Annotated in this window: 18 protein-coding genes, 4 tRNA genes and 1 riboswitch; of the genes, 6 read left to right on the top strand and 16 right to left on the bottom strand. The window is 48.3% G+C overall.

The window, feature by feature from the left end; all coding sequences use genetic code 11:
• The first annotated feature begins 316 nt into the window (after positions 1-316).
• The gene (locus tag NCTC9997_RS05920; protein ID WP_010861860.1) at positions 317-646 is read left to right on the top strand and encodes a hypothetical protein; all 330 of its coding nucleotides are present in this window, start codon (positions 317-319) and stop codon (positions 644-646) included.
• 403 nt (positions 647-1,049) lie between these two features.
• Here the strand turns inward: NCTC9997_RS05920 and thiD are convergent, their stop codons facing one another.
• Complete coding sequence (gene thiD, locus NCTC9997_RS05915) at positions 1,050-1,916, bottom strand: bifunctional hydroxymethylpyrimidine kinase/phosphomethylpyrimidine kinase (protein WP_064977556.1); 867 nt, start codon at positions 1,914-1,916, stop codon at positions 1,050-1,052.
• A 273-nt stretch (positions 1,917-2,189) separates the two neighbouring features.
• Positions 2,190-2,324, bottom strand: a riboswitch (TPP riboswitch).
• A gap of 280 nt (positions 2,325-2,604) precedes the next feature.
• Between thiD and NCTC9997_RS05910 the strand changes: the two genes are divergently transcribed.
• A complete protein-coding gene (locus NCTC9997_RS05910; RefSeq protein ID WP_036768509.1) occupies positions 2,605-4,251 on the top strand; it encodes a methyl-accepting chemotaxis protein in 1,647 nt (548 codons plus the stop codon).
• A gap of 207 nt (positions 4,252-4,458) precedes the next feature.
• On the opposite strand, the gene NCTC9997_RS05905 is transcribed toward NCTC9997_RS05910, so the two are convergent.
• Entirely contained in the window at positions 4,459-6,075 is a 1,617-nt protein-coding gene (locus NCTC9997_RS05905; protein ID WP_064977555.1) for an NAD(P)/FAD-dependent oxidoreductase, read from the bottom strand.
• 269 nt (positions 6,076-6,344) lie between these two features.
• On the opposite strand from NCTC9997_RS05905, the gene fdxA reads away from it, so the two are divergent.
• On the top strand, positions 6,345-6,668 hold the full coding sequence (gene fdxA / locus NCTC9997_RS05900) for a ferredoxin FdxA (protein WP_064978447.1): 324 nt from the start codon (positions 6,345-6,347) through the stop codon (positions 6,666-6,668).
• 56 nt (positions 6,669-6,724) lie between these two features.
• Here fdxA and NCTC9997_RS05895 read toward each other — a convergent pair whose 3' ends face one another.
• Positions 6,725-7,459: an RNA methyltransferase gene (locus tag NCTC9997_RS05895; RefSeq protein WP_064977554.1), complete on the bottom strand. Its 735-nt coding sequence runs from the start codon at positions 7,457-7,459 to the stop codon at positions 6,725-6,727.
• A 230-nt stretch (positions 7,460-7,689) separates the two neighbouring features.
• Here NCTC9997_RS05895 and NCTC9997_RS05890 point away from each other — a divergent pair, with 230 nt between their 5' ends.
• Positions 7,690-7,890, top strand: a complete 201-nt coding sequence (locus NCTC9997_RS05890) for a hypothetical protein (protein ID WP_064977553.1) — start codon at positions 7,690-7,692, stop codon at positions 7,888-7,890.
• 555 nt (positions 7,891-8,445) lie between these two features.
• On the opposite strand, the gene NCTC9997_RS05885 is transcribed toward NCTC9997_RS05890, so the two are convergent.
• The 7 genes from NCTC9997_RS05885 to NCTC9997_RS05855 all read right to left on the bottom strand — a co-directional run bounded on the left by NCTC9997_RS05885 (position 8,446) and on the right by NCTC9997_RS05855 (position 12,939).
• Positions 8,446-8,531 (bottom strand) — tRNA-Leu (locus NCTC9997_RS05885).
• 25 nt (positions 8,532-8,556) lie between these two features.
• Positions 8,557-8,630, bottom strand: a tRNA-Cys gene (locus NCTC9997_RS05880).
• A gap of 41 nt (positions 8,631-8,671) precedes the next feature.
• Positions 8,672-8,747 (bottom strand) — tRNA-Gly (locus tag NCTC9997_RS05875).
• A 408-nt stretch (positions 8,748-9,155) separates the two neighbouring features.
• A complete protein-coding gene (gene pgsA / locus NCTC9997_RS05870) occupies positions 9,156-9,701 on the bottom strand; it encodes a CDP-diacylglycerol--glycerol-3-phosphate 3-phosphatidyltransferase (RefSeq protein ID WP_010861868.1) in 546 nt (181 codons plus the stop codon).
• Between the two features lie 58 nt (positions 9,702-9,759).
• The gene (gene uvrC / locus NCTC9997_RS05865) at positions 9,760-11,586 is read right to left on the bottom strand and encodes an excinuclease ABC subunit UvrC (RefSeq protein ID WP_370586008.1); all 1,827 of its coding nucleotides are present in this window, start codon (positions 11,584-11,586) and stop codon (positions 9,760-9,762) included.
• A 19-nt stretch (positions 11,587-11,605) separates the two neighbouring features.
• Complete coding sequence (gene uvrY, locus NCTC9997_RS05860) at positions 11,606-12,250, bottom strand: UvrY/SirA/GacA family response regulator transcription factor (RefSeq protein WP_010861870.1); 645 nt, start codon at positions 12,248-12,250, stop codon at positions 11,606-11,608.
• Between the two features lie 251 nt (positions 12,251-12,501).
• Entirely contained in the window at positions 12,502-12,939 is a 438-nt protein-coding gene (locus NCTC9997_RS05855) for a ribosomal maturation YjgA family protein (RefSeq protein WP_152135912.1), read from the bottom strand.
• 814 nt (positions 12,940-13,753) lie between these two features.
• On the opposite strand from NCTC9997_RS05855, the gene NCTC9997_RS05850 reads away from it, so the two are divergent.
• A complete protein-coding gene (locus tag NCTC9997_RS05850; RefSeq protein ID WP_064978446.1) occupies positions 13,754-16,039 on the top strand; it encodes an FdhF/YdeP family oxidoreductase in 2,286 nt (761 codons plus the stop codon).
• A 310-nt stretch (positions 16,040-16,349) separates the two neighbouring features.
• Here the strand turns inward: NCTC9997_RS05850 and NCTC9997_RS05845 are convergent.
• The 5 genes from NCTC9997_RS05845 to NCTC9997_RS05825 form a co-directional block, all read right to left on the bottom strand.
• Positions 16,350-16,437, bottom strand: a tRNA-Ser gene (locus NCTC9997_RS05845).
• Between the two features lie 241 nt (positions 16,438-16,678).
• Positions 16,679-17,737 (bottom strand): porin, encoded by a 1,059-nt coding sequence (locus tag NCTC9997_RS05840; protein WP_010861873.1) that lies wholly within the window; start codon positions 17,735-17,737, stop codon positions 16,679-16,681.
• A 160-nt stretch (positions 17,738-17,897) separates the two neighbouring features.
• Positions 17,898-18,920 (bottom strand): LysR family transcriptional regulator, encoded by a 1,023-nt coding sequence (locus tag NCTC9997_RS05835; protein WP_081995615.1) that lies wholly within the window; start codon positions 18,918-18,920, stop codon positions 17,898-17,900.
• Positions 18,921-19,240: 320 nt separating this feature from the next.
• Positions 19,241-21,247, bottom strand: a complete 2,007-nt coding sequence (locus NCTC9997_RS05830) for an FUSC family protein (protein WP_064977550.1) — start codon at positions 21,245-21,247, stop codon at positions 19,241-19,243.
• A 49-nt stretch (positions 21,248-21,296) separates the two neighbouring features.
• A complete protein-coding gene (locus NCTC9997_RS05825; RefSeq protein ID WP_156669241.1) occupies positions 21,297-21,566 on the bottom strand; it encodes a hypothetical protein in 270 nt (89 codons plus the stop codon).
• A gap of 571 nt (positions 21,567-22,137) precedes the next feature.
• Between NCTC9997_RS05825 and NCTC9997_RS05820 the strand changes: the two genes are divergently transcribed.
• Positions 22,138-22,461 (top strand): HI1450 family dsDNA-mimic protein, encoded by a 324-nt coding sequence (locus tag NCTC9997_RS05820; protein WP_036768839.1) that lies wholly within the window; start codon positions 22,138-22,140, stop codon positions 22,459-22,461.
• A gap of 121 nt (positions 22,462-22,582) precedes the next feature.
• Here the strand turns inward: NCTC9997_RS05820 and NCTC9997_RS05815 are convergent, their stop codons facing one another.
• On the bottom strand, positions 22,583-23,722 hold the full coding sequence (locus tag NCTC9997_RS05815) for an MFS transporter (RefSeq protein WP_010861878.1): 1,140 nt from the start codon (positions 23,720-23,722) through the stop codon (positions 22,583-22,585).
• Positions 23,723-23,982 lie beyond the last annotated feature (260 nt).

The raw sequence follows: 23,982 nt of genomic DNA, 5'->3' as shown, positions 1-23,982 counted from the left end.
AATTGTTATTTACATTTGCAATTTACTTTAAGTATAAAAATAAGTTGCTCATAACATTTGTCTCTGACTATTATTAACAGCTCAACAAACAGCCTTTTAGCGCACATTACGATAACTTCACTGTTTATCGTTTACATTTTTCACAGAGGCATTTATATAACGCATCGTCATTATATAAAACTACGCTCAACCAATTGTTTTTATCCATTGGCAAATAAGTTAAATCTATTGAATGGATCGCAAAATTCAAATATGCAACTGGCACCACCGATAAGCAGGTGAAATACTATCCTCATTATTTTCATGGATAAGCCCTATGTTTTTTACTCTGATAGATAAAGCGACCGACGAGCGGGACGATGATATGCAGGAAAGAAGTTTCTATATCCCAGGCCGTGAAGTCCCTTTTTTTGATTCGAGAATCGATGACACGGTGCTGCTGGTCGAAGAGCCAGAAAAGGAACTGGAGATGATCATTGGAATCGAAAACATGCAGGGTAAAGTGTACCGTGAAATCACAGTGTACTCGTTCGATAATTTTTCTGACCTGATTGACCAGCTGGCCGGCATCAATTTGGTGGATGTGTTTCCCGCCACCTACTACACCCACAGCGGCTACGACAGCCGATTACGGCTGGCTCACTGAGCCGCCATTGGCAAGTATCGTGAATACTGGTGAATAGCAGCAAACAAATACAAGTATTGTTGCATAACAGTTTTGATATCCTGCCACATGACGAGTTCTGAATTTACCACAACCTATTAAGATGCAATTTTGAAATACGATTGTTAAGCAGCCTGTATTTCGAATCAAAAAATAAGACCCGCAATTCCCCGCATATTCTTACCACATCAATATTACATTAATGTGAATACACGTCTATTTCAGGTTATTCTCTGCCTCTTTTTATGAATAACAAAATAACCCCTCCATCCATCTATATCTCTATTTTCACGCTCATGTAGCAGCACTCTTTCTGTTCAGAAATTGCAGAGTGCTACTCATATGTTCTTTTTTCAGCCAAGATTTACGCTACGCGGAAAACCCTTTAAGCGCGATGCAACTGCCAATGGCCGGGAAAAAAGTGATGCACCGGACCATGCCCTCGACCGACTCGCAACAGATCAGCATGGGCTAACGCAGCACTGATATAGTCTTTTGCCTGCGCAACTGCTTGTGCTAACGGATAACCCTGCGCCAAATAGGACGCTATCGCTGCCGACAATGTACAACCCGTTCCGTGGGTATTACGGGTTAGGATGCGCGGTGCATGAAAATACGCAGACTCTGCAGCAGTGATCAGCACATCATCACTGTGGTTTTCATCGGTCAGATGGCCGCCTTTAAGCAATACCGCGGCAGTACCTAATGTGGTACTTAGCGCGCGTAATTCTTCAATCATAGCGGCCATATCAGACTCAGACGCCTGCGATACGCGTGGATGATGCCCAACCGCGTGGCCAATCAATACTGCCGCCTCGGGTAAGTTAGGAGTAATAATATCCGCCAGTGGCAACAATTTTTCTTTCAATGCGCTAATCGCTTGCGGCTCTAACAACACATCTCCGCTGGTCGCCACCATCACTGGATCCAACACGATATGCGCCGGTCGATAACGTTGCAGACCTTGTGCCACAGCGTCAATGATCTCGGCGTTTCCCAACATACCGATTTTTACCGCCACAATGTTTAAATCAGAAAACACGGCATCGAGCTGCGCCGTAATACCTTTCGCTGATACGGGAAAGACACCGCTGACGCCTAAGGTATTTTGGGCTGTAATTGCCGTAATAACCGAGCAAGCATAACTGCCAGTAGCAGAAATCGCTTTGATGTCGGCTTGGATCCCCGCCCCGCCGCTGCTGTCAGAGCCGGCAATAGTTAGCACAATCGGAACATCCGCCGCGGAGGGCATCGTCTGTTCTGCCGATTTAGGTCGTGCCTTGGCTGATGGCGTATCCAGTACGGCATCTGAGGAGGAAAAGTGGTGTGTCGAACAAGGCATATTGGCTCCTGTAATTCGACGGCAGGAACCTTATCTTGCAGACTTGCGTGTGATAGTGGGAATGTCATGACTGGCAGCCAGTATTAGCTGCCGATGCCAGACTCCACTTCTGCCTAATGAGTTGCCGAAATGGGTTCACCTATACGGCATTGAACCTGCGACATGGAGCCTCAGAGGCAGAGATGCAAGATGCGGATAGTTCCCTACGTCAGTACAAACTGAATCAGGTTCTACGGGTCTCGCATACGCGATCTCAGCCTCGCGATGACGTCATAGCTTGCAGCCTTGCGTCACACCGAGGTTCCCCGACTATTCTCAGATGACAGCATAGCAATAGTGAGACAGACAACACCAGCGGAATATTCAGACGATTAAAGTAATCGCTGACGCACAACAGAGCAAAAAACAAACAATTAAGACATGCCAAACTCATATTTGTATTATAATTGAGCATTCAACACCTATATTGACGATATCTTCTTAATATTACGCCCCCTTTGTCGCCATACAAATGGACATAGTAATCGTGACAGCATCACGATTATCATTTTGCGCTCGCTGCTGCGCAAATAACGAACAAAGGAAAACCTGAACTGATATGCTTAAAAAAATGTCCATCATACAAAAAGTTGTAGCAGCTTTTTCTCTCCTGTTTGTTGTCATGCTCATCATGAGATTTTCCTCTGCTCATGAATTGCGCTATATGTACAATCAAACACAAAACATGACTAAAAACTCAATCCCTGCGCTAAATGATACATCGCATATTCAAATTTCAATTGGCGAAGCACGGCGTTTACAGTTAAGTATGCTTTTAGCCGCGCTGGATAGTAATACCGAACGCTTAAACGACAACATTCGTGAGTTTGAAATAGAAAAAAACGAATTCTATAAAGCCATGGATGAGTACAAATCTTTAGGTAATCATTCTGCACAAGCGCTTAGCTTGTATAACAAGATCAATGAATCAGCGACTATCTTTTTTAAGCTTCATGATCAACTACAGCAAGCTTTGTTGAGCAACAACATTCCCTTAGCAAATCAGCTAAGAAACATGCCGGCGCGTCGACAGGCAATCAGTGATGTATCGAACTACTCTGAGCAGCTTAAACAAAGGAATGAAAACTTTACGCATCGCCTAAGTGCTGAATTTACTAACACATATGATTACTCAATCAACTTAAGTATTATCGTTACCTTAATCGTCTTTTTCATTTTCGCCGCAATCACCTTGATGATCACTAAAAGTATCAAAAATCCACTGAGTATTTTAATGGAGCAAATTGATAAAGTATCTAAAGGGGATCTGATCGAAAAAATAGATCTGACTAAGTTTAATAAAGACGAGTTTGGTCTTTTAGCTAAAGGTGTGGCAAGCATGCAGAATAACTTGCACAATTTAGTGAACAACATTTCTAACTCTATCTCTCAGCTCACATCAGCCTCAGAGGAGCTTAGCCAAGTTGCGACTCTTTCAGCAGAGAACATGACTCGCCAAAAAGATGAGTTAAACCAACTGTCGACGGCAATGACGGAGATGCAATCCACGGTTCAAGAAGTTGCTCGTAACACCAATGACGCAGCAAATTCGGCCAATCAAGCCAATGAGCAGACATCTGCGGGTACAGATACCGTTCGCACGTCTATCGAGAGCATCAATAAAGTTGCCACATCCATTGAAGAAACCGCGGAATCTATCCACCAGCTAGATAATGATAGCCGTAGCATTGAAGTGGTTATTGAAGTAATTCGCGATATCGCCGAACAAACTAACTTATTGGCATTAAATGCGGCCATTGAAGCGGCTCGAGCGGGTGAACAAGGTCGTGGATTTGCCGTTGTAGCGGATGAAGTCAGAACCTTGGCTAAACGGACCCAAGATTCAACCAGCCAAATTAATGAGATTATTTTAAAGCTCCAACATCGCGCTAAAAAATCATCCGAGACCATGAAGCAAAGCCAAGAGATGATGCAATATACTGTCAACATCTCCAATAATGTGGGCACACTCATTGATGATGTTAGCAAAGCCATTGCCGAAATCTCGCAAACAAGCATTCAAATAGCTACGGCTACTGAGCAGCAAGGTTCAGTTACCGAGGATTTAAACAAAAATATTCTTAATATTAATGCTGCATCGGAAGAGGTTTCCAACGGCGCAAATCAGATGGCAAGCTCTAGCCGAATACTGATGGATTTGTCTTATCAGTTACAAACGCTGATTCAAAATTTTCGGTTAAATTAACTTTTATTCAATAGCCATTAATTTAGCTATCACATTCAAGATCGTCACCAATAAACGATAGTGCGCTAAGTATAAAGAATGAATGTTATGTCATAACTTTACTATGCATCGCTCATAATATGGCAGGATCAAAAAAGGGCTCATACGAGCCCTTTTCTCTGTCACATTAACCGCAACAATATCTGCGAATTATGCTTTAGCGCACTATTACGCTTTATCACACTGCTCGACGATATCACGCGCAACGGCTTCGGCCACTTTGATGCCATCAATACCCGCCGACAAAATACCCCCCGCGTAGCCCGCGCCTTCCCCTGCTGGGTAAAAGCCTTTGAGGTTGATACTTTGGTAATCTTTACCGCGCTTGATGCACACCGGAGAGGAGGTACGCGTTTCTACGCCTGTCAGCAGACCATCTTCAGAGGCAAAGCCTTTGATTTGACGATCGAAGGCCGGAATGGCTTCGCGGATGGCATCAATCGCAAATGCTGGCAGCGCCTTAGAGAGATCGGTCAGCTTAATACCTGGGGTGAACGATGGCTGCACATCGCCCAGTTCGCTTGGTTCTCGCCCTTTCAGGAAATCACCAATTTTCTGCGCTGGCGCATCATAGTTTTCACCGCCCAGCTTATAGGCATTCGCTTCCAGCTCACGTTGCAGACGAATACCGGCCAACGGATCGCCCGGATAATCTTGCTCAGGAGAAATCCCGACCACGATTGCACTGTTGGCATTACGCTCAGCACGCGAGTATTGGCTCATACCGTTGGTCACCACGCGGCCTTCTTCTGAGGTCGCCGCCACCACGGTGCCACCTGGGCACATACAGAAGCTGTATACGGTGCGGCCATTTTTACAGTGATGCACCAATTTATAATCTGCCGCGCCTAACAGTGGATGGCCGGCATTTTTACCAAAACGCGCTTCATCAATCATGGATTGCTTGTGCTCAATACGGAAACCGACCGAGAACGGTTTAGCTTCCATATACACGCCGCGCTCGTGCAGCATCTCAAAGGTATCGCGTGCACTGTGGCCAACCGCCAGCACCACATGGCGCGATTTGATCTCTTCGCCATTGGACAGAGTCACACCAGTGATTTGTCCATCTTCAATATGGATGTCATCCACACGGGTGCTAAAGCGAATTTCGCCGCCCAATTCGATAATTTTGGCGCGCATTTTTTCAATCATGGTCACCAGTTTAAAGGTACCGATATGCGGCTTGCTCACATAGAGAATTTCTTCTGGTGCGCCAGCTTCCACAAATTCAGTGACCACTTTACGGCCATAGAAATTAGGGTCTTTAACTTGGCTATACAGCTTGCCATCAGAGAACGTACCTGCGCCACCCTCACCAAACTGCACGTTGGACTCAGGGTTGAGGGTACGTTTACGCCAAAAACCGAAGGTATCTTTGGTACGTTCACGCACTTCTTTACCGCGCTCTACGATAATCGGCTTAAAGCCCATTTGAGCCAGCACTAACGCGGCAAACAGACCACAAGGCCCAAAACCAATCACCAACGGACGCTCTTGCAAATTTGCAGGCGCCTGCGCCACAAATTTATAAGACATATCAGGGGTTGGCCGCACGTGCTGATCTTTTACGAATTTAGCCAGCAGTTTTTCGGCATTGGCAACCTCAACATCCACGGTATAAATCAGTTGGATATCGTTTTTCTTACGAGCATCATAGCCACGTTTAAACACGTTGAAAGAGATCACTTGCTGGGCTGGGATTTTCAGCTTTGCCGCAATAGCGTCAAGTAGCGCACCGTCCTCATGATTGAGAGGCAGCTTAATTTCAGTTAAACGTATCATGGAATGTCTCGTGGATAAGAGGTGTCTTAGCCGGAACACGGCGTGTGGCGGCTCACAATGGCGCGCATTTTACGAGAATTCGCATTCACTGTCATACTAAAACTGGGATTGCTACGCAAATCCGCGCTAACACGGCGTACACAAGCAATAACAAGGCCTTTGTTGAATTTTGGCGACAGCGCAGTATCATCCCCATTCTTGATTTTTCGCACACGCCACTCAACGCCAGAGCGTGTGTGAAACCGCAAACTAGATTAGAGCGAACTGTCATGGCTTTTGTCGTCACCGATAACTGTATCCAATGTAAATACACCGACTGTGTAGCGGTATGCCCTGCCGATGCGTTTCATGAAGGGCCAAATTTTATGGTGATTAACCCTATCGAGTGCATCGACTGCGGGTTATGCGTATCAGAATGTACGGCACAAGCGATTTATCAGGAAGACGAACTGGTAGGCGACCAACGGATCTTTATTGAGCTGAATGCCGAGTTGGCTGAACATTGGCCTAATCTGACGGAAGTCAAAGCGCCAATGGACGACGCCGCTAAGTGGGATGGCGTACCCAACAAGCTGGATATGTTAGAAAGATAAAACAAAAAACGTCGGATTATCCGACGCTTTTTTGTTATGACGACACGCAATCTCTATTAGCCGTGCAGGCGGCGAATATTGTCCAAAATAATTCCGGTGGCCATCGCGACATTCAGTGATTCTGCGCCGCCAAAGGCGGGAATGGTCACTTTATCCGTCACATACTGCGCCGCTTGTTCACGAATGCCGTGTGACTCACTGCCCATCAACAAAATCCCTTCGGCTTTAAATGCGGTTTTATGTACGCTCTCGCCTTCTAAGAACGCCCCATACACCGGCAAGTTCGCCTTGGCTAGATAGTCAGGTAAATCCACCAGAGTCACTTGAACGCGACCAAAGCTCCCCATTGTCGCGCTGATGGTTTTCGGGTTATACGGATCAGCACAGTCATGGCTAGCCACAATATGTTGGATGCCATACCAGTCAGCAACACGGATAATAGTTCCCAAGTTACCGGGATCGGAGACACCATCTAAGGCAACCATCAGGCCTTGCGCTTGCGGGACGTTGGTTTGCGGGATCTCAACCACCGCGATAGCGGCATTGTTACTTACCAGCGTGCTGGCTTTGGTAAGGTCATCTTGCGACGTGGGAATGCATTCATACTGCACTAAGGTCGCCGCATGCTGCTCTAAAAACTCAGGGGTAGCAAAGATCTGCTTGACGGTGAGCGAGCTATTAACCAACTCCAAGACGTTTTTCTCACCTTGAACCAGGAATAAGCCGTGTACCTTGCGCTGTTTCTTCTGCCCTAAAGCACGAAGCAATTTGAGTTGGTTTTTCGAAATCATTCTGTTATCCCAGATAAAAGCGGGGAAATTATAGTGCAAAGCCCCTACTAATACCATGCACGCAACGCTGCTTTGGTGGGTCTTACTTGGTCTTGGCCAACATAAAACGCCGGTCTAGCCTTGCACTGTTATCGCTCTCAATCGGCACACCTTCTTTGATTGGGTTGACGATTGATATTTGGGTGTACTTTTGCCATGCTCCTGCCATCAACCTTTAGGGGAAAAGTAGTATGACAACGAAAACCTTAACACCACAAGAACAAGCAATAGCCGATGAACTCGCATTAGAGCGCGTACAAGCCTTAAACAGTGATGAATATCTGGTACAGGTTGTCGATGCTAAGATTCATCGTCTGGAAAGCCATGTGAAAGCCTATTTTGAACAGCGTTTTGCATTTCACAGCAAGCAAAGCGATAACGATCAGGCTTGAAGATGATGCGAGTGTCCACCTGCAACAATGCAGGTGGATTTATCTCTTGCTCATCGGATACCCAAGCTCAGCGACTAAAGGTTATTTCCTGCCTATCCTCTTTCATCCTACGCTCATTATTCCCACTGGGCTGACAGCACATACACTACGTAAGTAAGAAAACTTTACCGACCGGATCGCGATTTTAGCTTTAATGCTCATCCACTCATCACTGGGCTGCGTGCCTCTTGTATTCGCAGAGACTTTCTTGCCCCTTACAACTACAACACAAAAGGATTACGCAAAATACGCTCAGCATATGCATTCAGTAGTTGGTGACGGGAAAGATATTCAGAAAAGTGAATAAAGCAAAAATCATTTTAGGAAAAATTTTCGGAAAATAATCGGAGTGGTTAATTTAGCGCGGCACTATGATTGATTGAAATATGGTTAATTTTGCGGCGTTAGATGGGATGCTTTGGCGTGACGCGCGTAACTTACTGATTTTTAGATACAAAAAAACCACCTCTCGGTGGTTGATTTGTTGTTCAGCGTTCGGAGCTGAACTGCTTTGCATGGTACCCGGAGCGGGACTTGAACCCGCACAGCCAGAAGCCGAGGGATTTTAAATCCCTTGTGTCTACCGATTCCACCATCCGGGCCTTGCAAAGGCACCCGTTAGGGTTTTGGAGGCGCGTTCCGGAGTCGAACCGGACTAGGCGGATTTGCAATCCGCTACATAACCGCTTTGTTAACGCGCCAATTTGTTATTACCACGCATTCATGCCTGATAATGTTGTTCTGGAGCGGGAAACGAGACTCGAACTCGCGACCCCGACCTTGGCAAGGTCGTGCTCTACCAACTGAGCTATTCCCGCAATCTGATTTCTGATGAAGCGTTAACTCACAACCTAAAAGGTTTCTCGTTAATTCGTCTTCGTCGTCATCCGATGCGTTGCATTCTACTGATTCAGGCAGGTGAGTCAACAGATTTTCTTTTAATTCAACTCGTTCGGTGATTTTTTGATCCGATTGCTCTGTAAAGCGCCATTGGTCATATTTTCTGGATAACCAAAGGTCTACGCCAATACCGGGCCAATACCGGCTCAAAGCGCTGCTCGACAGAAAAAACGATGGGCTCCGTAAACCACTCGCCATGAAAACATGGGTGTCTAGAAACATGCGCTCATAAAAACAGAAAAGGCGCTGAGTACAGCGCCTTTTACACAAGATCAAATACACAATCTCGCTCGAACTTATCTGGTCGTCTCTCGTTACCAGTCGGCTTAGGCCATCAAATCAGACCACGCTGCCTTCAGATACTGGAACATAGACCAGAAGGTCAGTACCGCGGCCACATACAGCGCAATCATACCGACAATCACCGCCACTTCGGTTGGACGCCACAGCAAAGCCACCAGCGCAAACATCTGAGCCGCGGTTTTGAACTTCCCCCACCACGACACCGCCACACTGTTACGCTTACCCAGTTCGGCCATCCACTCACGTAAAGCACTGATGATGATCTCACGAGCAATCATAGTTGCCGCCGGTAACGTCACCCAAACTGTGTGGTAATGCTCAACCACCAACGCCAACGCCACAGCAACCATCACTTTATCAGCCACCGGATCAAGGAAAGCACCGAAACGGGTAGTTTGCTTGAGCTGGCGGGCCAAGAAGCCATCAAACCAGTCTGTCACTGCGGCGATCACGAAGATCAGTGCACACACCGCCGGCGCCCACTGAAAAGGCAAGTAGAAAGCAACAACAAAGAAAGGGATTAGAACTACGCGAAACAGTGTCAGCCAAGTCGGAATATTAAATTGCATAATTTTATGGGCTTTTGTCATGTGGTAAGCGGCTGACTGATATGGTGCTACAAGCCGCTCAGTGTTTCAACGCAAGAAAGATCTTTTCTGCTAAATTTGCTGAAATTCCCGGAACCTGGGCAATTTCTTCCATGCTCGCATTCTTCAGTGCCTGCAAACCGCCCATGTATTTGAGCAGTGCTTGGCGCCGTTTCGGCCCAATGCCTTCAATGTCCTCGAGCGAGCTGCTGGTGCGCACTTTCGCACGTTTTTTGCGATGGCCAGTAATAGCATGGTTATGGGATTCATCACGAATATGCTGAATAACATGCAATGCGGGAGAATCAGGCGGCAATGACAGCTCGCGATTCCCTTCATCGGCTAGAATTAACGTCTCCAGCCCGGCTTTGCGATCTGCGCCTTTCGCCACCCCAATGAGACGCGGATGGTGTTTATCCCACTCCACGTTCAGCTCGGCAAAAATCTGTACCGCCTTTCCCAGTTGGCCTTTACCACCATCAATAAAGATGATGTCCGGCACTTTATCTGGCATCAGCGCTTTGCTGTAGCGGCGACGCAGCACTTGCTCCATCGCAGCATAATCATCGCCGGGCGTGATGCCGGTAATGTTGTAACGTCGATAATCGGCTTTCAGCGGGCCATTACTATCAAACACTACGCAGGAAGCTACGGTCTGCTCTCCCATCGTGTGGCTAATGTCAAAGCACTCCATGCGCCGAATCGGCGGCAACCCCAGCTGTTCGGCCAGTAAACGCAAACGATGATGGATGGTGCTTTGCTGAGATAATTTGGTCATCAGCGCCGTATGTGCGTTCGTGCGCGCCAATTTTAGGTAACGGGCGCGTTCGCCGCGCGGCCGATCTTGAATTTGAATGCGCCGTCCAGCCAGTTCACTGATGGAATCACTGAGCACCGTTTTATCTGCCAAACGGTAATCCAGCAGAATTTCATTCGGTAAGGTACGCGACTCGTGGGCCTGCAGATAAAACTGGCCTAAGAAGGTTTCTACCACCTCAGCCAATTCGGTATCGGCCGGCACTTTCGGGAAGTAACTGCGGCTGCCCTGCACTTTTCCCTGTCGTAAAAACAGCGTGTACACGCAGGCCATCCCCGCATCATAGGCAACACTGACCACATCCAGATCTTCACTGTCACCGGAGATAAACTGCTTTTCGGTGACTTTACGTACCGCTTGGATTTGATCGCGCAAACGAGCGGCAGTTTCAAACTCCAAGGCACGACTGGCCGCTTCCATTCGATTCACCAGTCCTTCAATCACTTGCTGATCTTTGCCCTGCAAAAACAGACGAACATCATCCACACATTGCTGATATTCCGCATCACTCACCAAGCCCTTCACACACGGGCCTAAACAGCGGCCAATCTGGTACTGCAGACAAGGTCTAGAGCGATTGTTGTAAAAGCTGTCTTCGCACTGACGTAACGGGAAAATGCGCTGCATCAGCGCCAAAGTTTCGCGTACTGAGGATGAGCTCGGGAATGGGCCAAAATACTCGCCTTTGGCGTGCTTAGCTCCACGGTACATGCTCACGCGGGGATGGATATGCGCGCTCAGCAAAATGTACGGGTAGGATTTGTCATCACGCAGCAGCACGTTGTAGCGCGGCTGGTAACGTTGGATGTAGTTGTGCTCTAGCAGTAACGCTTCGGTTTCTGTGTGGGTAACCGTCACATCAATAGAGGCAATCGCACTGACCAGCGCTTCGGTTTTCTTGCTGGGAAGATTGGCACGAAAGTAGCTGGACAGCCGTTTTTTCAGATCTTTGGCTTTACCGACATAAATGACAGTACCGGATGCATCATACATCCGGTATACGCCGGGCTGCGTACTGACGGTTTTCAGAAAACTCTTGGCATCAAACACACAACGACTAGACACACCACTACAACTTTTCTGATTTCAACATGCCATGTCGAATAGCTAGGTGCGTTAACTCCACGTCACCATTGATATTCAGCTTGCTGAACATCCGGTAGCGGTAGCTGTTAACCGTTTTCGGACTCAGGCTAAGCTGTTCTGAAATTTCGTTAACTTTCTGCCCTTTGGTGATCATCATCATGATCTGCAGTTCACGCTCTGATAGCGATGCGAACGGATTATCAGAATCCGGCATCACCTGACTCAGGGCCATCTGCTGGGCAATGTCTAATGCAATATAGCGCTGTCCGGCACAGACAGTACGTATTGCATTAACCATCTCTTGAGGTGCAGTACCTTTACTGAGATAACCAGCCGCGCCCGCCTGCATTACCTTGGCAGGTAGCGGGTTCTCAGTATGCACGGTCAGGACAATGATTTTAATGTCCGGATTGTAACGCAACATTTTGCGGGTTGCTTCCAGACCGCCAATCCCCGGCATGTTCATGTCCATCAGCACCACATCCGCGTTATTGGTACGGCACCATTTTACGGCATCTTCGCCACAATGAGCCTCTCCGACAACTTTGATGCCTTTTACATCATCCAAAATGCGACGGATCCCTGCGCGCACCAGTTCGTGATCATCAACCAGAAAAACACTAATCAAGCGACCATCTCCAAAAGGTGAGGTGACTCTGCGACGTTTTATGCAGAATAAATTGGCATATTACTTGGTTTGAGATGAATAGAGAATAGCTAGCGGAATAAATACGTGACAATCATTATTGTTTTGAATTTTTTGTGATAAATCACACTGTAAAACCGTGCGACACGCCGTAATCAGGACTGTATAAAACAGTGTGTATCACTATTATGCATCACCTGTCACAGTAAAAATATTATGATTATGCTGCATCATTATTGGTAATAATTCCCTGTTTCAACACCTGCATGCTTCATGCTGCGTTGGCGATAATGATAAACCAGACAGATAATCACGAAACCGGTGCTGTATGCCACTAAATCCCACCAGTCAAAATGACTGCCAATAACAATTCTTGCCAGACGATATTGCCCCAGCCCGAGCAGATCAACCAAGCCAAACCTCTGTCCTAATTCGATGAGATACGCAAACAGTAATACTAAAACAGCTAATGGTATTACGGGCATTCGTAGCACCGAACGTACAGCGCAAAATAGGAGCAAAACAACCAGCACATCCCCCGCAAAGCCGCGGATAAAGCCACTGTGGCTGTAACGAGTAATCAGCACTTCGATAATAAACAGCGCCGCGGTCAGTAAAAGAAACAGCCAATTTACGCCCAATACACGCGGGGATTCCTTATTCACTAACATAGGTAACATCCTGTTTAAAATCTCTAAGCGAAAACAACGTTGCGTTATATGCTGAGCAATAACTCAGATCATGCAGATGTCTAATACTCCGTACAAATTCTCATCAGAGAACATGTTCACCATAGCAAAGTGACCCGCGCAACATGCCACTAAAATAACATAGTGCTTAAATAACATAGCACTTAAATAATATGGTCCTCAAATAGGGAGTTTAAATATCACCACTAAATAACCACTAAACAAGAATGATTAAGCTACATTTAGCGTTAGTAGTCATATGAAGGGCTGATGAAACCCATCACGCTGTAATTACTGCTTACTGAGTTCAAACTGAGAACGGGTTTATTAGGAAATACTTATCATCCCTATATATCATTACGCATTAACAATGATGCGCTGTGCAAATAACAAACAGTTGATTGTTTGTTTTGGCTTATCTACGTTAACAACGTATTTGTACGGTGAGACTGATTTTTCCAGTATCTGAGACAAATTTGAGTATTCAATCCTCTAACTCGCCCAACCCCACCACAGCACGGTGGGGTTTTCTTTTGGCTTTTGGCTTTTGGGCAAGTCATCGCGAAAACGCCCTCAATAAATCGCCTTCAATCACACATGCTAATACGCACTACGCGCACGCTGTCTTGTTGTCGCGTAATATCAATATGACATTACTTTCATCTGCTATTGGTGTTTCCCCGATAGTTACACTCAGCCAATGCATACATGTTCGTAAACAATTAAGGCATAGCCTAGCAACGGGGCGGTGACTATAACCGTCAGTAAAGTGTTAAAAGGAAAAGGTGGGATGAGCATGAAGGAAAAAATCGAAGCCTACGAAGGGCCTGCCGGTGGTTGGGGGGCGGTCAAAGCGGTGGCCGAAACACTGCGCAGCCAAATGAACATACACCACGATATCATCGCGCTGTTTGATATGAACAAACCAGAGGGATTTGATTGCCCTGGTTGCGCATGGCCCGATCCGAAGCACAGCGCCTCATTCGATGTCTGTGAAAACGGCGCCAAAGCCATGGCGTGGGAATCCACCAGCAAACGAGTCACGCCAGACTTTTTCGCGGCTCATCCGGTCACAGATCTCCTGAGTTGGTCTGACTTTGATCTGGAGAACAGTGGCCGGTTGACCCACCCGCTGAAATACAATCCCGCCAATGACTGCTATGAAGCCATTGACTGGCCACTGGCCTTTGCCGAAATCGGCGCCCTGATGCAACGCTATACCGATCCTAACGTGGTTGAGTTTTACACCTCAGGTCGCACCTCCAACGAAGCTGCCTTTTTGTATCAACTGTTTGTACGGGAATACGGCACAAACAACTTCCCTGACTGCTCCAACATGTGCCATGAGCCAACCAGCGTCGGCTTAGCCGCCAGCATTGGCGTTGGGAAAGGCACCGTATTATTGGATGACTTTGATGTCTGTGACCTCATTATTTGCGTCGGCCACAACCCTGGCACAAACCACCCCCGGATGCTGACCTCGCTGCGAGCAGCTTCCCTGCGCGGCGCCAAAATCATCGCTATCAACCCACTACATGAACGCGGGTTAGAGCGCTTTACCGCACCACAAGAGCCGGTTGAAATGCTGACCGGCAAAGAAACCCAGCTGGCCAGCTCTTATTACAACGTGCGCATTGGCGGTGACATCGCCCTGCTAAAAGGTGTGATGCGTTTGCTGATTGAACGCCACGAAACAGCCATTGCTGACGGCCAAGCCGGTATTCTGGATACCAATTTTATTCACGCCCACACACAAAACTACGACGCCCTACGCCAAGACGTACTGGCTACCGATTGGAAGGATATCGAGCGGATCTCAGGCCTAGATTTGGCCAAAATTAGCGATATTGCCGATTGCTACGCCCAAGCAGAGCGCACCATCATTTGCTATGGCATGGGGATCACCCAGCATCAGCACGGTACCCAAAACGTGCAGCAACTGGTGAACTTGCTACTGCTAAAAGGCAATATCGGCAAGCCAGGCGCTGGGATTTGCCCATTACGTGGCCACTCCAATGTACAGGGTGACCGTACTGTCGGGATCACCGAAAAGCCCTCAGCGGCATTTCTCAGCCGTTTACAGGCGCGTTTTGGTTTTACCCCGCCAAGCCAATTTGGTCATGCGGCGGTTGCCAGTATGCAAGCTATTTGCCGCGGTGAAGCCAAAGGGATCATTTGCATGGGTGGCAACTTTGCCATCGCTATGCCGGGGCGCGCACAAACCGAGCATCCGATGCAGCAATTGGATTTCGCCGTGCACATTGCAACCAAACTCAACCGCTCGCACCTGCTCACCGCCAAAGCCAGTTATATTCTGCCGACACTCGGCCGCACCGAAATTGATATGCAAACCAGCGGCGCGCAGTCGGTTACCGTTGAGGATTCGATGTCGATGGTGCATGCCTCACGCGGCATGTTAAAACCCGCCTCCGCCGATTTAAAATCCGAGTGTGCCATTGTCGCCGGTTTAGCCAAAGCGGCGCTGCCGCACAGCGTGGTGAATTGGGATACGTTAATCAGTGACTACGATCATATCCGTGATGCCATGGAGATCGTGCTGCCCGATTTTCAGGATTTCAACCGACGCATCCGCCATCCGGGCGGTTTCCACCTGCCAAATGCCGCCGCCGCGCGGCGCTGGCTTACCGCATCGGGCAAAGCCAACTTTGTGCCTTGTGATGGCCTAATTGAAGATCCCGAATCCGCCTTTAACAGCGAACTGGTTCTGGCTACCGTGCGCAGCCACGATCAATACAACACCACCCTATATGGGATGGATGATCGCTATCGTGGCGTTTTTGGACAACGTGATGTGGTGTTTATCAGCCAAAATCAGGCAGATCGCAGCGGCGTGAAAGGCGGTGATCGGGTAAATCTGATCGCGCTCGCCCCTGATGGCAGCCAAACCGAGCGCCGGATGGATGGGCTGAAAGTGGTGATCTACCCAATGGCAGATAATTCACTGGCGACCTACTTCCCTGAGTCGAACCATATGTTGACGCTAGAAAGCTATGATAAAGCCAGCGGTATTCCGGCCTACAAGAGTATTCCTGTGGTATTAGAACTCAGTCAGGCGCAATAACGGCGCTCGCCGCAAAGCGCCATGGCAACCTCGTCGGCGGATAGGGCTCCCCTATCCGGCCTCTTCCCCTAGATGCGCAGCGCCAGCACGGTGCGCGCATCTTGTCTTTATTCTCTCATCATGGCACGTGATATTCCCTGTCGCGCGACTGTATACAGGATGCGTTCAGTGGAGGTGCGTCTCGTTCCGAAAGTTGCGCGAGTTACGATAGATAGCCGCAATCAATAACTGGATAACTGCAGGTAATTAAAAGGCGGGAAAGAATAAAGCAAAAAACCCCGTTGCTTTTCAGCAACGGGGCTTCGAAATTTGGCGGAAGAGTAGAGATTCGAACTCTAGAACGCTTTCGCGTCGCCGGTTTTCAAGACCGGTGCCTTCAACCACTCGGCCACTCTTCCATTGGTTATTGTTGTCCTGCAATCACTTGGCTGCCTGAACGGGGCTTAATGTAAAAGATAGTCCGTACTGCGTCAATGGTTTTTACCGCATATTGCGTTCAATCGCCCTCTTTTTGAACACTTGCTAAAAAGAGCAGCAAACCCTGCACAAAAACTCGACAACGATATGATAAATAACAAAAAAACCAACCAGAATAAACTGGTTGGTTTCACGCAAAGAAAAGCGTAACAGTGGACTAAATTAGAAGTCGTAACGCAGACCCACTGCAAACACGTCATCAGTTGTCAGCTCGTTAGCTTTGGTGAACTGATTTTCGTCCAGCAGGTTGATTTTGTAATCTGCGTATACGCGGAAATTGTCGTTCATGTAGTAGGTCGCGCCGATATCAACGTACTCGTTGTAAGTATCGTTGATATTCATGCCGTTGTCCTTCACATCGGTACGAATATATGCGATGGATGGTTCAATTTTGCCTTGATACTGGACAACAGCTTCGTAGCCGCGCATTTTGTTGAAGTAGCCAGTGTTACCCGCCAGGTTGTTACCCTTGAAGTTGTCACGGCCTTCAGAATAGGTCATCGCTGCGTAGATGTTGCCATACTTGTACTTCAGACCCAGCGCAGTGATTTGTGCATCGTTGTCGCCACCGAAAGCAGCGCGAGTTTGCAGGTCAGTTTTCTTAGCGCTGGTGTAAGTTACCGCACCACCGAAGCTACCGAAACCAGTGTCAGCGAACTCATAACCCAGCGCAGCTGCGTAGCCGTCACCAGTTTGATCTTCGCCGTTGATCATGTCTTGATCGTTAGCAGTGGTGTACTGCAAACCACCGATAAAGCCGTTGCTCTGGATCATGTACTTCAGCAAACCGTCAGTACGGCCAGTACCAAAGCTGTCATTTTGCTTGCCCAGACCATCACCACCAAACTCTGGCAGGATATCGGTGTAATCGTTAACGATAGTCATCAGACCATCTTGACGACCGTAGGAGATACCACCGTAAACGTCGTGCTGCAGACCAGCGTAAGCATAACGAACTTCGTTATCGCCGCTTGCTGGCAGGTTGTATTCGAACAGACCGATACCCTTCAGGGAATCGTTGATTTGAGTTTCACCGCGAATACCAAAACGCGCATAACTCTGATCACCACGTACCGCTTTGTCTGAAGACATGTAGTTCAGACCTACAGCACGGCCGTAGAAATCAATCTTGTTATTGTCCTTGTTGTAAATCTCAGCGGCTTGAGAGGCAGCTGAAACCAAAAGTGCCGGGATTACGATAGCAAGTACATTACGTTTCATGTTAGTTATCCTCACTGCTTTTCCATTTCTTATTGGCGTTATGCCTTGTGAAACTCACGGGACCTGACAGCAAAAATTAACGAGAACGAACGGTCAGACCGGTAACTATTCGTAATTTTTGATGTCAAACTCCCACTGGAGTACAGCAAATGTAAACTAGCTATTGTCTAGCACCTATGCCATCAGGTGTATAGGGGTATGCAAATTTTGAATAAGTATCACTGGTTATTGTCTCAAAACGTTCTCGCAACATGTCAATAAAACAGCGAATTTTGGAAGGTTGATTCCGTCTTGAGCGGTAAACTGCATAAAACGGTAATTCGAGACCATATTGGCCATCGAACAAATTAACCAGATTTCCCTCTTGAACATCCCGTAAAGCAAGCACATACGGCGACCAAATAATGCCGTGTCCTTGCAAGGCCATCCCATAGGCATGTTCAATATGAGAAAATGTCAGTGAGCCCTGTATTTTTTTCTCAATTATCTGCCCATCAGGCAGGGAATAGCGCACCACATCCGGTGGCAGCAGACCATCATCGAGCATCACAAACTGGTGCTGATCGAAATCCTCTGGGCTTTGCGGTATGCCGAATTTCTCCAGATAACTTGGCGCGGCGTAAAACGAACGGCGACCGGTGGTCAGGCGCTGGGCAATCAGATTGCCGTTATTCGGCTTGTGCTGACACAGCAGGATATCGCCGTCAAAATCACTGTATCCATCCTGCACCTGCACGTTTTTCAGTACGATGCGAATGCCCGGATAACGGGCCAAGAAGTCGGACAGAAAGAAATTGGCCAATTGGGTGCCTACCCGTGCCGACGACGCAATCACCAGCTCACCAGAGACTTCCTGTTGGCTGTGATCGATAAAATTCTCCAGTTCCTTAATCTCATTCAGCACGGCATAGCAATGCTGCAGTACTCCGGCCCCAATCTCGGTTAACTGTATCTGGCGCGTGGTTCGCTCAAACAAACGCTGGCGCAGTTGGTCTTCAAACTGGCGTATCCGGCGGCTGACCGTGGGCTGGGGAATATCCATTTCTTCTGCCACCCGGCTGAAACTGAGCTTTTCCGCAACCCGAACAAATAAGATCATGTCATCAAGCTTAAATCGCATGGATTGGATTCCTCTTTCAGCATTAATCCAGCTAGAAAATCTGCCGCATAATACAGGATTCATCAGCTTTAAAAAGTCTGTCACCCCGTTGTAAAAAAGACACTAAGTCTGCTCTATACCGCCAAAATGGGGCTTTTTTTAGGGAAACGTGCGGTCATGGCATGAAAACGGAAAATTCATGGGATAAAAGCAAAATACAACCGGCGAAGGAACACCTTCATGCACTACCACAAAAATCAATCATCATAAATATCATATGGTTATAAGATAAAGTTTGGTTATCTCGTTCAGCGCTGAACTGTTCAATGTATAAACAGCCAACTATTGTGTGATGATTGTATTTTTCCGATAAAAAACAGCCCAGCAGAATGCTGGGCTGAGGCTTAAACCAGAAACGGTTGTTGATGTTTTAACCAGTTAGTGAGCTGAGTGATGTCGCGATCCACCATCGCTAAACGCCAACACGGGGTATAAGGCCCAACTAGCAGCCCTGTAATATCCCCTTCCATGTTGTCAATTTCGTGATCATGGTGATGACGATATGGAAAACGCTCGGCCCACTGCTGCAACTGCGCAATACGCACCGCAATATCGGCCTCGCTCCATTGCGCCGTTTGGCTTTGTTGTTGCTCATACAAGCTTTGCACCGCATCGTGTAACCGCACCAGCAGCAATAATAAAGAGCGCCAATCTTGCAAGTTACGAGGGCTGGCATTGGGCTCAAGGTGCAGGTAGTTCACTTCTTCATGCAACTTGCGATAAGCCCGATTCGCACTCCACAGATACACGTGCACGTTGTCAGCTTGTGCACTGATCGCTGACAGCAAACGGATCTCTTGCTCGATCACCCGCACCACATGAGCGTCAATCCATAGCCGAGTCCAGCTAGGCATAATCAGATGGATAGACAAAAATGCCAGCACCGTACCCAGCAAGGTATCGAATACACGGTAGAGCGCAATCACCGGCTCAGTCGGGTTCATCTGCGCAATGGCGAACACAATCAACATGGTCAGCCAAAACACATGCACCTCATAACGCGCCTTGTAATAGGTAGCGAACGCCATGAAGGTCACAACACACGTCAGGAATAAGATGGTCAGGCTGTTATGCAACACCGCCAAAATCGCCAGTGCCAGCAGGCCACCTAAGAACGAGCCATAAAAACGGTTGCGGATCCGGTTTTGTGCCGCACCCAGCGGTGCAGTCAGTAGCACAATAAAAGCGGTGAGCGTGATCCAGTAACCCTGCTGGACATGGAAATAGAGCGCCAAACTCTGAGCACACGTCATCACCACCATCATGCGCAGACCGTGCTGGATCTCACGTGAGCCACGCTGACAAGCCGCTTTCAGGCTATCAACAAAGCTGACGCTATCGCTTGGCCAAACCCGTTCTATTTCTTCACGATTCCACGTGGTGCTGGCGTTTTCTGGTGTCATCCCTTCAGCCGTGGATGGATTGCGTTGCTGCCACGCCTGTTGAATGCGGCTCGCCGATAACGCAACCGAATACGCCGCATCATTCACCGGCTCAGGCGCAAACGGGGGTAATTCCGCCGCCTGCTCCCGCACCGCGGCCGACACGGCCATTAACCACTTACGGGTGTCCCACGCCAACTCTTCATGCTGATTGAGCTCATACAGGGTTCGCGCCAAACTGCCTAAGCCGCCGGAAAAAGCCAGCAGCGTTTTAAACTCGCGATAGTAACGGCGATTACGGCGCGTACGCGGTACCGAGCGCAACCAGTTGGCCAGCACGCCCAGTGCGACATCGAAACGCTCACGCTGTACCAAGGTTTGGCGCGGATCGGTAAACGCGTGCGAAGCCAGACTTTGTAGGTAATCCGCCAAATTGGCGGTAGTCACTTTGAGTAACTGCTCACCTTGGCGACCAGAATCCCACAGCCATCCCACCAGCGAAAACAGCAGTGCCAGCGCCACGGCGCAGGTGTTAGCGGCCAGCACAACCTGCCAAGAAACATGCTCTTGCGCAAAATGCAGCGCCATGATCAAGGTGAAACCGAAGTTATACGCAATCAGCTGAATGTATTTGCGCTGATTGCCCATCAGGCCATACACCATACCGAAGAGGGATAATCCCAGCATGCCAAACCATGGCGACAGCAAATACAGCTGCGCCATCAAGGTCGCCAGAATACAGATAAGACCGGATAACGAGAGGATCTTAGCACGCTTTGGGTAGGAAAGATCGCGCCCCAATACGCCCACCAACCAGGCGGTGATTAAGCCCCCCACTCCAGCGGACGGCTGACCCAACCAAACAAAGAGTAACAGCACCAACATCATCGGGATCGAGATACGCACCCCGTCTGGCAAATCGGCTTTACTCGGGAACCACTCAAGCAAACGTAAACAAATTTTTTTCATACAGCACGCGGCATACGCAGGATATTTTTATTGTTGTGATTCAGATGTATTAATTCAGGCAGCGGATCGCGCGTTGCTTGCCGTAATGTTTGACACCAAGAGTGATAAACAGCAAAGAGAGCATCTGATACACCACCATCATGGATGGAGCCAGATGGGCATCAATGTCATCCGACAGGTAGATCCCGCCGGAGATGATCAAGAACAGCACCAAACACGCAGCACCAATATTGATCACGGAAGAGGCCAAAAATGCCGTAATGATAGAGGAATGGAAGAACTCGACCCCTTTGGGAATACAACGAATAGCGTATTTCATGGAAAAGAAACAGCCTGAAAAACCAACGCCGATGGCAACCTCACTTTCATGCACAAAGCATGAAAACAACCCATCCAGACACAGAAATAACAGGTACACGGCACCGTAAGTCAGCGCAAAAGGGATAATCCATTTGTTGTTCATAATTGTGATAACAGCTAGCGGACGATAGAGGACTGAGTAAGTAAGAATACATGCAGCTTGTTGACTGCTTATTAAGTGGACGTAAGCCTACTCCCAATGTAATACGTTGTGAAGTCTTTTGTGATACAAATCGCATTAATTATATTATATTACTCAGGTTGCATATCGCGCCGTTTTCTTCGCTCTAACACCGCTTTAGCGCTCACTTTTCAGCCACAGACAACATCATGCTTGCCATTTATTTTGTCTAACTACGTCCTGCGTATACCCAGAACATCGCCATACGGCTAACAGTGGGATCTCGCTCGCTTTAATGGTTTAATGGGCTACCTACTCCGTTACAGTCTGCTGTCGGAGTGCCTGCACCTTGAGCGCAGGTCTACGAATCGTTGCCTTAAAAAGTGAAGAGAATATGTCTGAAGATGTAATGCTGAACGCAGAAAACGACTGGAATGATGACGAGCTGATCGACAACGCCTACGATATTTTCCTTGAGCTGGCGTCTGATAACCTCGATCCGGCCGATATCATCCTGTTCAACCTGCAATTTGAAGATCGCGGTGCAGCGGAGCTGGTTGATGTCGCCACCGACTGGGGCAGCGAAATGGGTATTCCAGCCAGCAACGATCTGTATGCAGAAGTTGTGATCGGTCTGGTTAACGAGCAAGATGAAATCGACGATGTTTTCGCTCGGATCCTGCTCAATCGCAGTAAAGACATGAAAGAATGCCACATTCAGTGGAAGCAGTAAGCACACGCCAAGAAATGAATAACGGGCGGGTAATTGATACCCGCCCGTTTTATATTTGGTTTTAACTCTAATTCTGATCCTAGTTTTAACGCCGATTTTAGCTAGCTAAGACCAGAGACTATTAATCCCGCGCAGCGACTGGTTGTCGCATCAATACCCACATGAAAAGCACGTTAACCACGGCAGTTAGCACGAACAAACCACCGTATCCCATCCATTCAATCATTAACGAGCCAACCACTGGGCCCGACAAGCTGCCGACGGTATAGCTGATGAGGAGCGTCTGGTTCATTGCCACCAGCTCATGCTTGGCCACTTTCTCACTGGCCAGCGCCATGGCGATCGGGTACAGCGTGAAAGCCGCAAAGCCCACGCCCACTAGCGCAATCGACAATATCCAACGCGCATGACCAAACAGCAACCACACCGAACACGCGATGATCAGCCCCGTTTGCAGCAGCAAAATTCGATGCCGACCGTATTTATCCGCCATCTTGCCCACCGGCAACTGACCAACAATCGCCGCCGAAATCAACAGCGCCATCCAGCGTCCGACTTCCGCATCATCCATCCGAATATGTTCAAGGAATAGCGGCAACAAGCCATACAAGCTACCGAGCACAATACCGGAGAGCAGACAGCCCAAAATCCCGATCCGCGCAGCCGGTAATTTCAAAATCGGCAACAGCCGCACATCATCGGCTTTGTGCCCCATTTTCTCATTGGGCACCGCAAACATCGGGATAATCGCCAGCAGCATCAAGCCACTCATCCAGAACATAGAAGTAGTGAAATGAGAGCCAGTCCAGCTCAGCATCAGCTGCCCACCGACAGAACCCAGATAGAACACCACCATGTAAACGGCCAGTAAACCGCCCCGCTCTTCCGGCTCACCGAGCGTCAGCAACCAGCTTTCAATCGACACCCAAATCCCCGCACAGGCAAACCCGACCAGAAAACGGGTGATCCCCCAGGTCAGCACATGTTCGGGTAACCACAAGCCACTGGCGCACACCACAAACAGCGCACAAAACAGCTGATAGCTACGCGCATAGCCCAAACGCAGCACCGTGCGGCCACACAGCAACGTCCCAATCAGGGTGCCGGCGTAGTATGCCGATGTCACTATCCCTATTTGCCACGTTGAAATATCGGCTTTACTCAGCCACAGCGGGATCAGGGTATTTTGCTCCGACAGGGCCACCGTATTTAAAAAGACGCCCAACAACAACGGAACAAGAATGCGGACCAACGACAACATGAAAAACCACTCAAATAAATCAGGAAGAGAATAGACGCAACGGCGACATCACACAGGCGCACCGGGGAAAGCCGGATCACTTTCCGGAGAGAACAGGCCTACTATTAGCAAAAACTGTGTTAGCAAAAACTACGCTCCGTTATACGCGAAAAAAGATGTTCAGGGCGCTTCAGGGTGTAAACAAGCGTTAACATGATTTGTACACTCAGCCAGATTTATACCAAGCAGTAGCGCATAAAAAAACAGGCCAGTCTCCTCTA

It is taken from the genome of Plesiomonas shigelloides, assembly GCF_900087055.1.
Classification (GTDB): domain Bacteria; phylum Pseudomonadota; class Gammaproteobacteria; order Enterobacterales; family CAMTGL01; genus Plesiomonas; species Plesiomonas shigelloides.
Note: the sequence above shows the minus strand (reverse complement) of the source record. Positions and strands in the feature narration are given on the sequence as shown.

Bases quoted from the DNA above. Each gene is read 5' to 3' on its own strand.
- NCTC9997_RS05920 (WP_010861860.1), top strand. From the start codon at position 317: ATGTTTTTTACTCTGATAGATAAAGCGACCGACGAGCGGGACGATGAT.
- thiD (WP_064977556.1), bottom strand. From the start codon at position 1,916: ATGCCCTCCGCGGCGGATGTTCCGATTGTGCTAACTATTGCCGGCTCT.
- NCTC9997_RS05910 (WP_036768509.1), top strand. From the start codon at position 2,605: ATGCTTAAAAAAATGTCCATCATACAAAAAGTTGTAGCAGCTTTTTCT.
- NCTC9997_RS05905 (WP_064977555.1), bottom strand. From the start codon at position 6,075: ATGATACGTTTAACTGAAATTAAGCTGCCTCTCAATCATGAGGACGGT.
- fdxA (WP_064978447.1), top strand. From the start codon at position 6,345: ATGGCTTTTGTCGTCACCGATAACTGTATCCAATGTAAATACACCGAC.
- NCTC9997_RS05895 (WP_064977554.1), bottom strand. From the start codon at position 7,459: ATGATTTCGAAAAACCAACTCAAATTGCTTCGTGCTTTAGGGCAGAAG.
- NCTC9997_RS05890 (WP_064977553.1), top strand. From the start codon at position 7,690: ATGACAACGAAAACCTTAACACCACAAGAACAAGCAATAGCCGATGAA.
- pgsA (WP_010861868.1), bottom strand. From the start codon at position 9,701: ATGCAATTTAATATTCCGACTTGGCTGACACTGTTTCGCGTAGTTCTA.
- NCTC9997_RS05855 (WP_152135912.1), bottom strand. From the start codon at position 12,939: ATGTTAGTGAATAAGGAATCCCCGCGTGTATTGGGCGTAAATTGGCTG.
- NCTC9997_RS05850 (WP_064978446.1), top strand. From the start codon at position 13,754: ATGAAGGAAAAAATCGAAGCCTACGAAGGGCCTGCCGGTGGTTGGGGG.
- NCTC9997_RS05840 (WP_010861873.1), bottom strand. From the start codon at position 17,737: ATGAAACGTAATGTACTTGCTATCGTAATCCCGGCACTTTTGGTTTCA.
- NCTC9997_RS05835 (WP_081995615.1), bottom strand. From the start codon at position 18,920: ATGAATCCTGTATTATGCGGCAGATTTTCTAGCTGGATTAATGCTGAA.
- NCTC9997_RS05830 (WP_064977550.1), bottom strand. From the start codon at position 21,247: ATGAAAAAAATTTGTTTACGTTTGCTTGAGTGGTTCCCGAGTAAAGCC.
- NCTC9997_RS05825 (WP_156669241.1), bottom strand. From the start codon at position 21,566: ATGAAATACGCTATTCGTTGTATTCCCAAAGGGGTCGAGTTCTTCCAT.
- NCTC9997_RS05820 (WP_036768839.1), top strand. From the start codon at position 22,138: ATGCTGAACGCAGAAAACGACTGGAATGATGACGAGCTGATCGACAAC.
- NCTC9997_RS05815 (WP_010861878.1), bottom strand. From the start codon at position 23,722: ATGTTGTCGTTGGTCCGCATTCTTGTTCCGTTGTTGTTGGGCGTCTTT.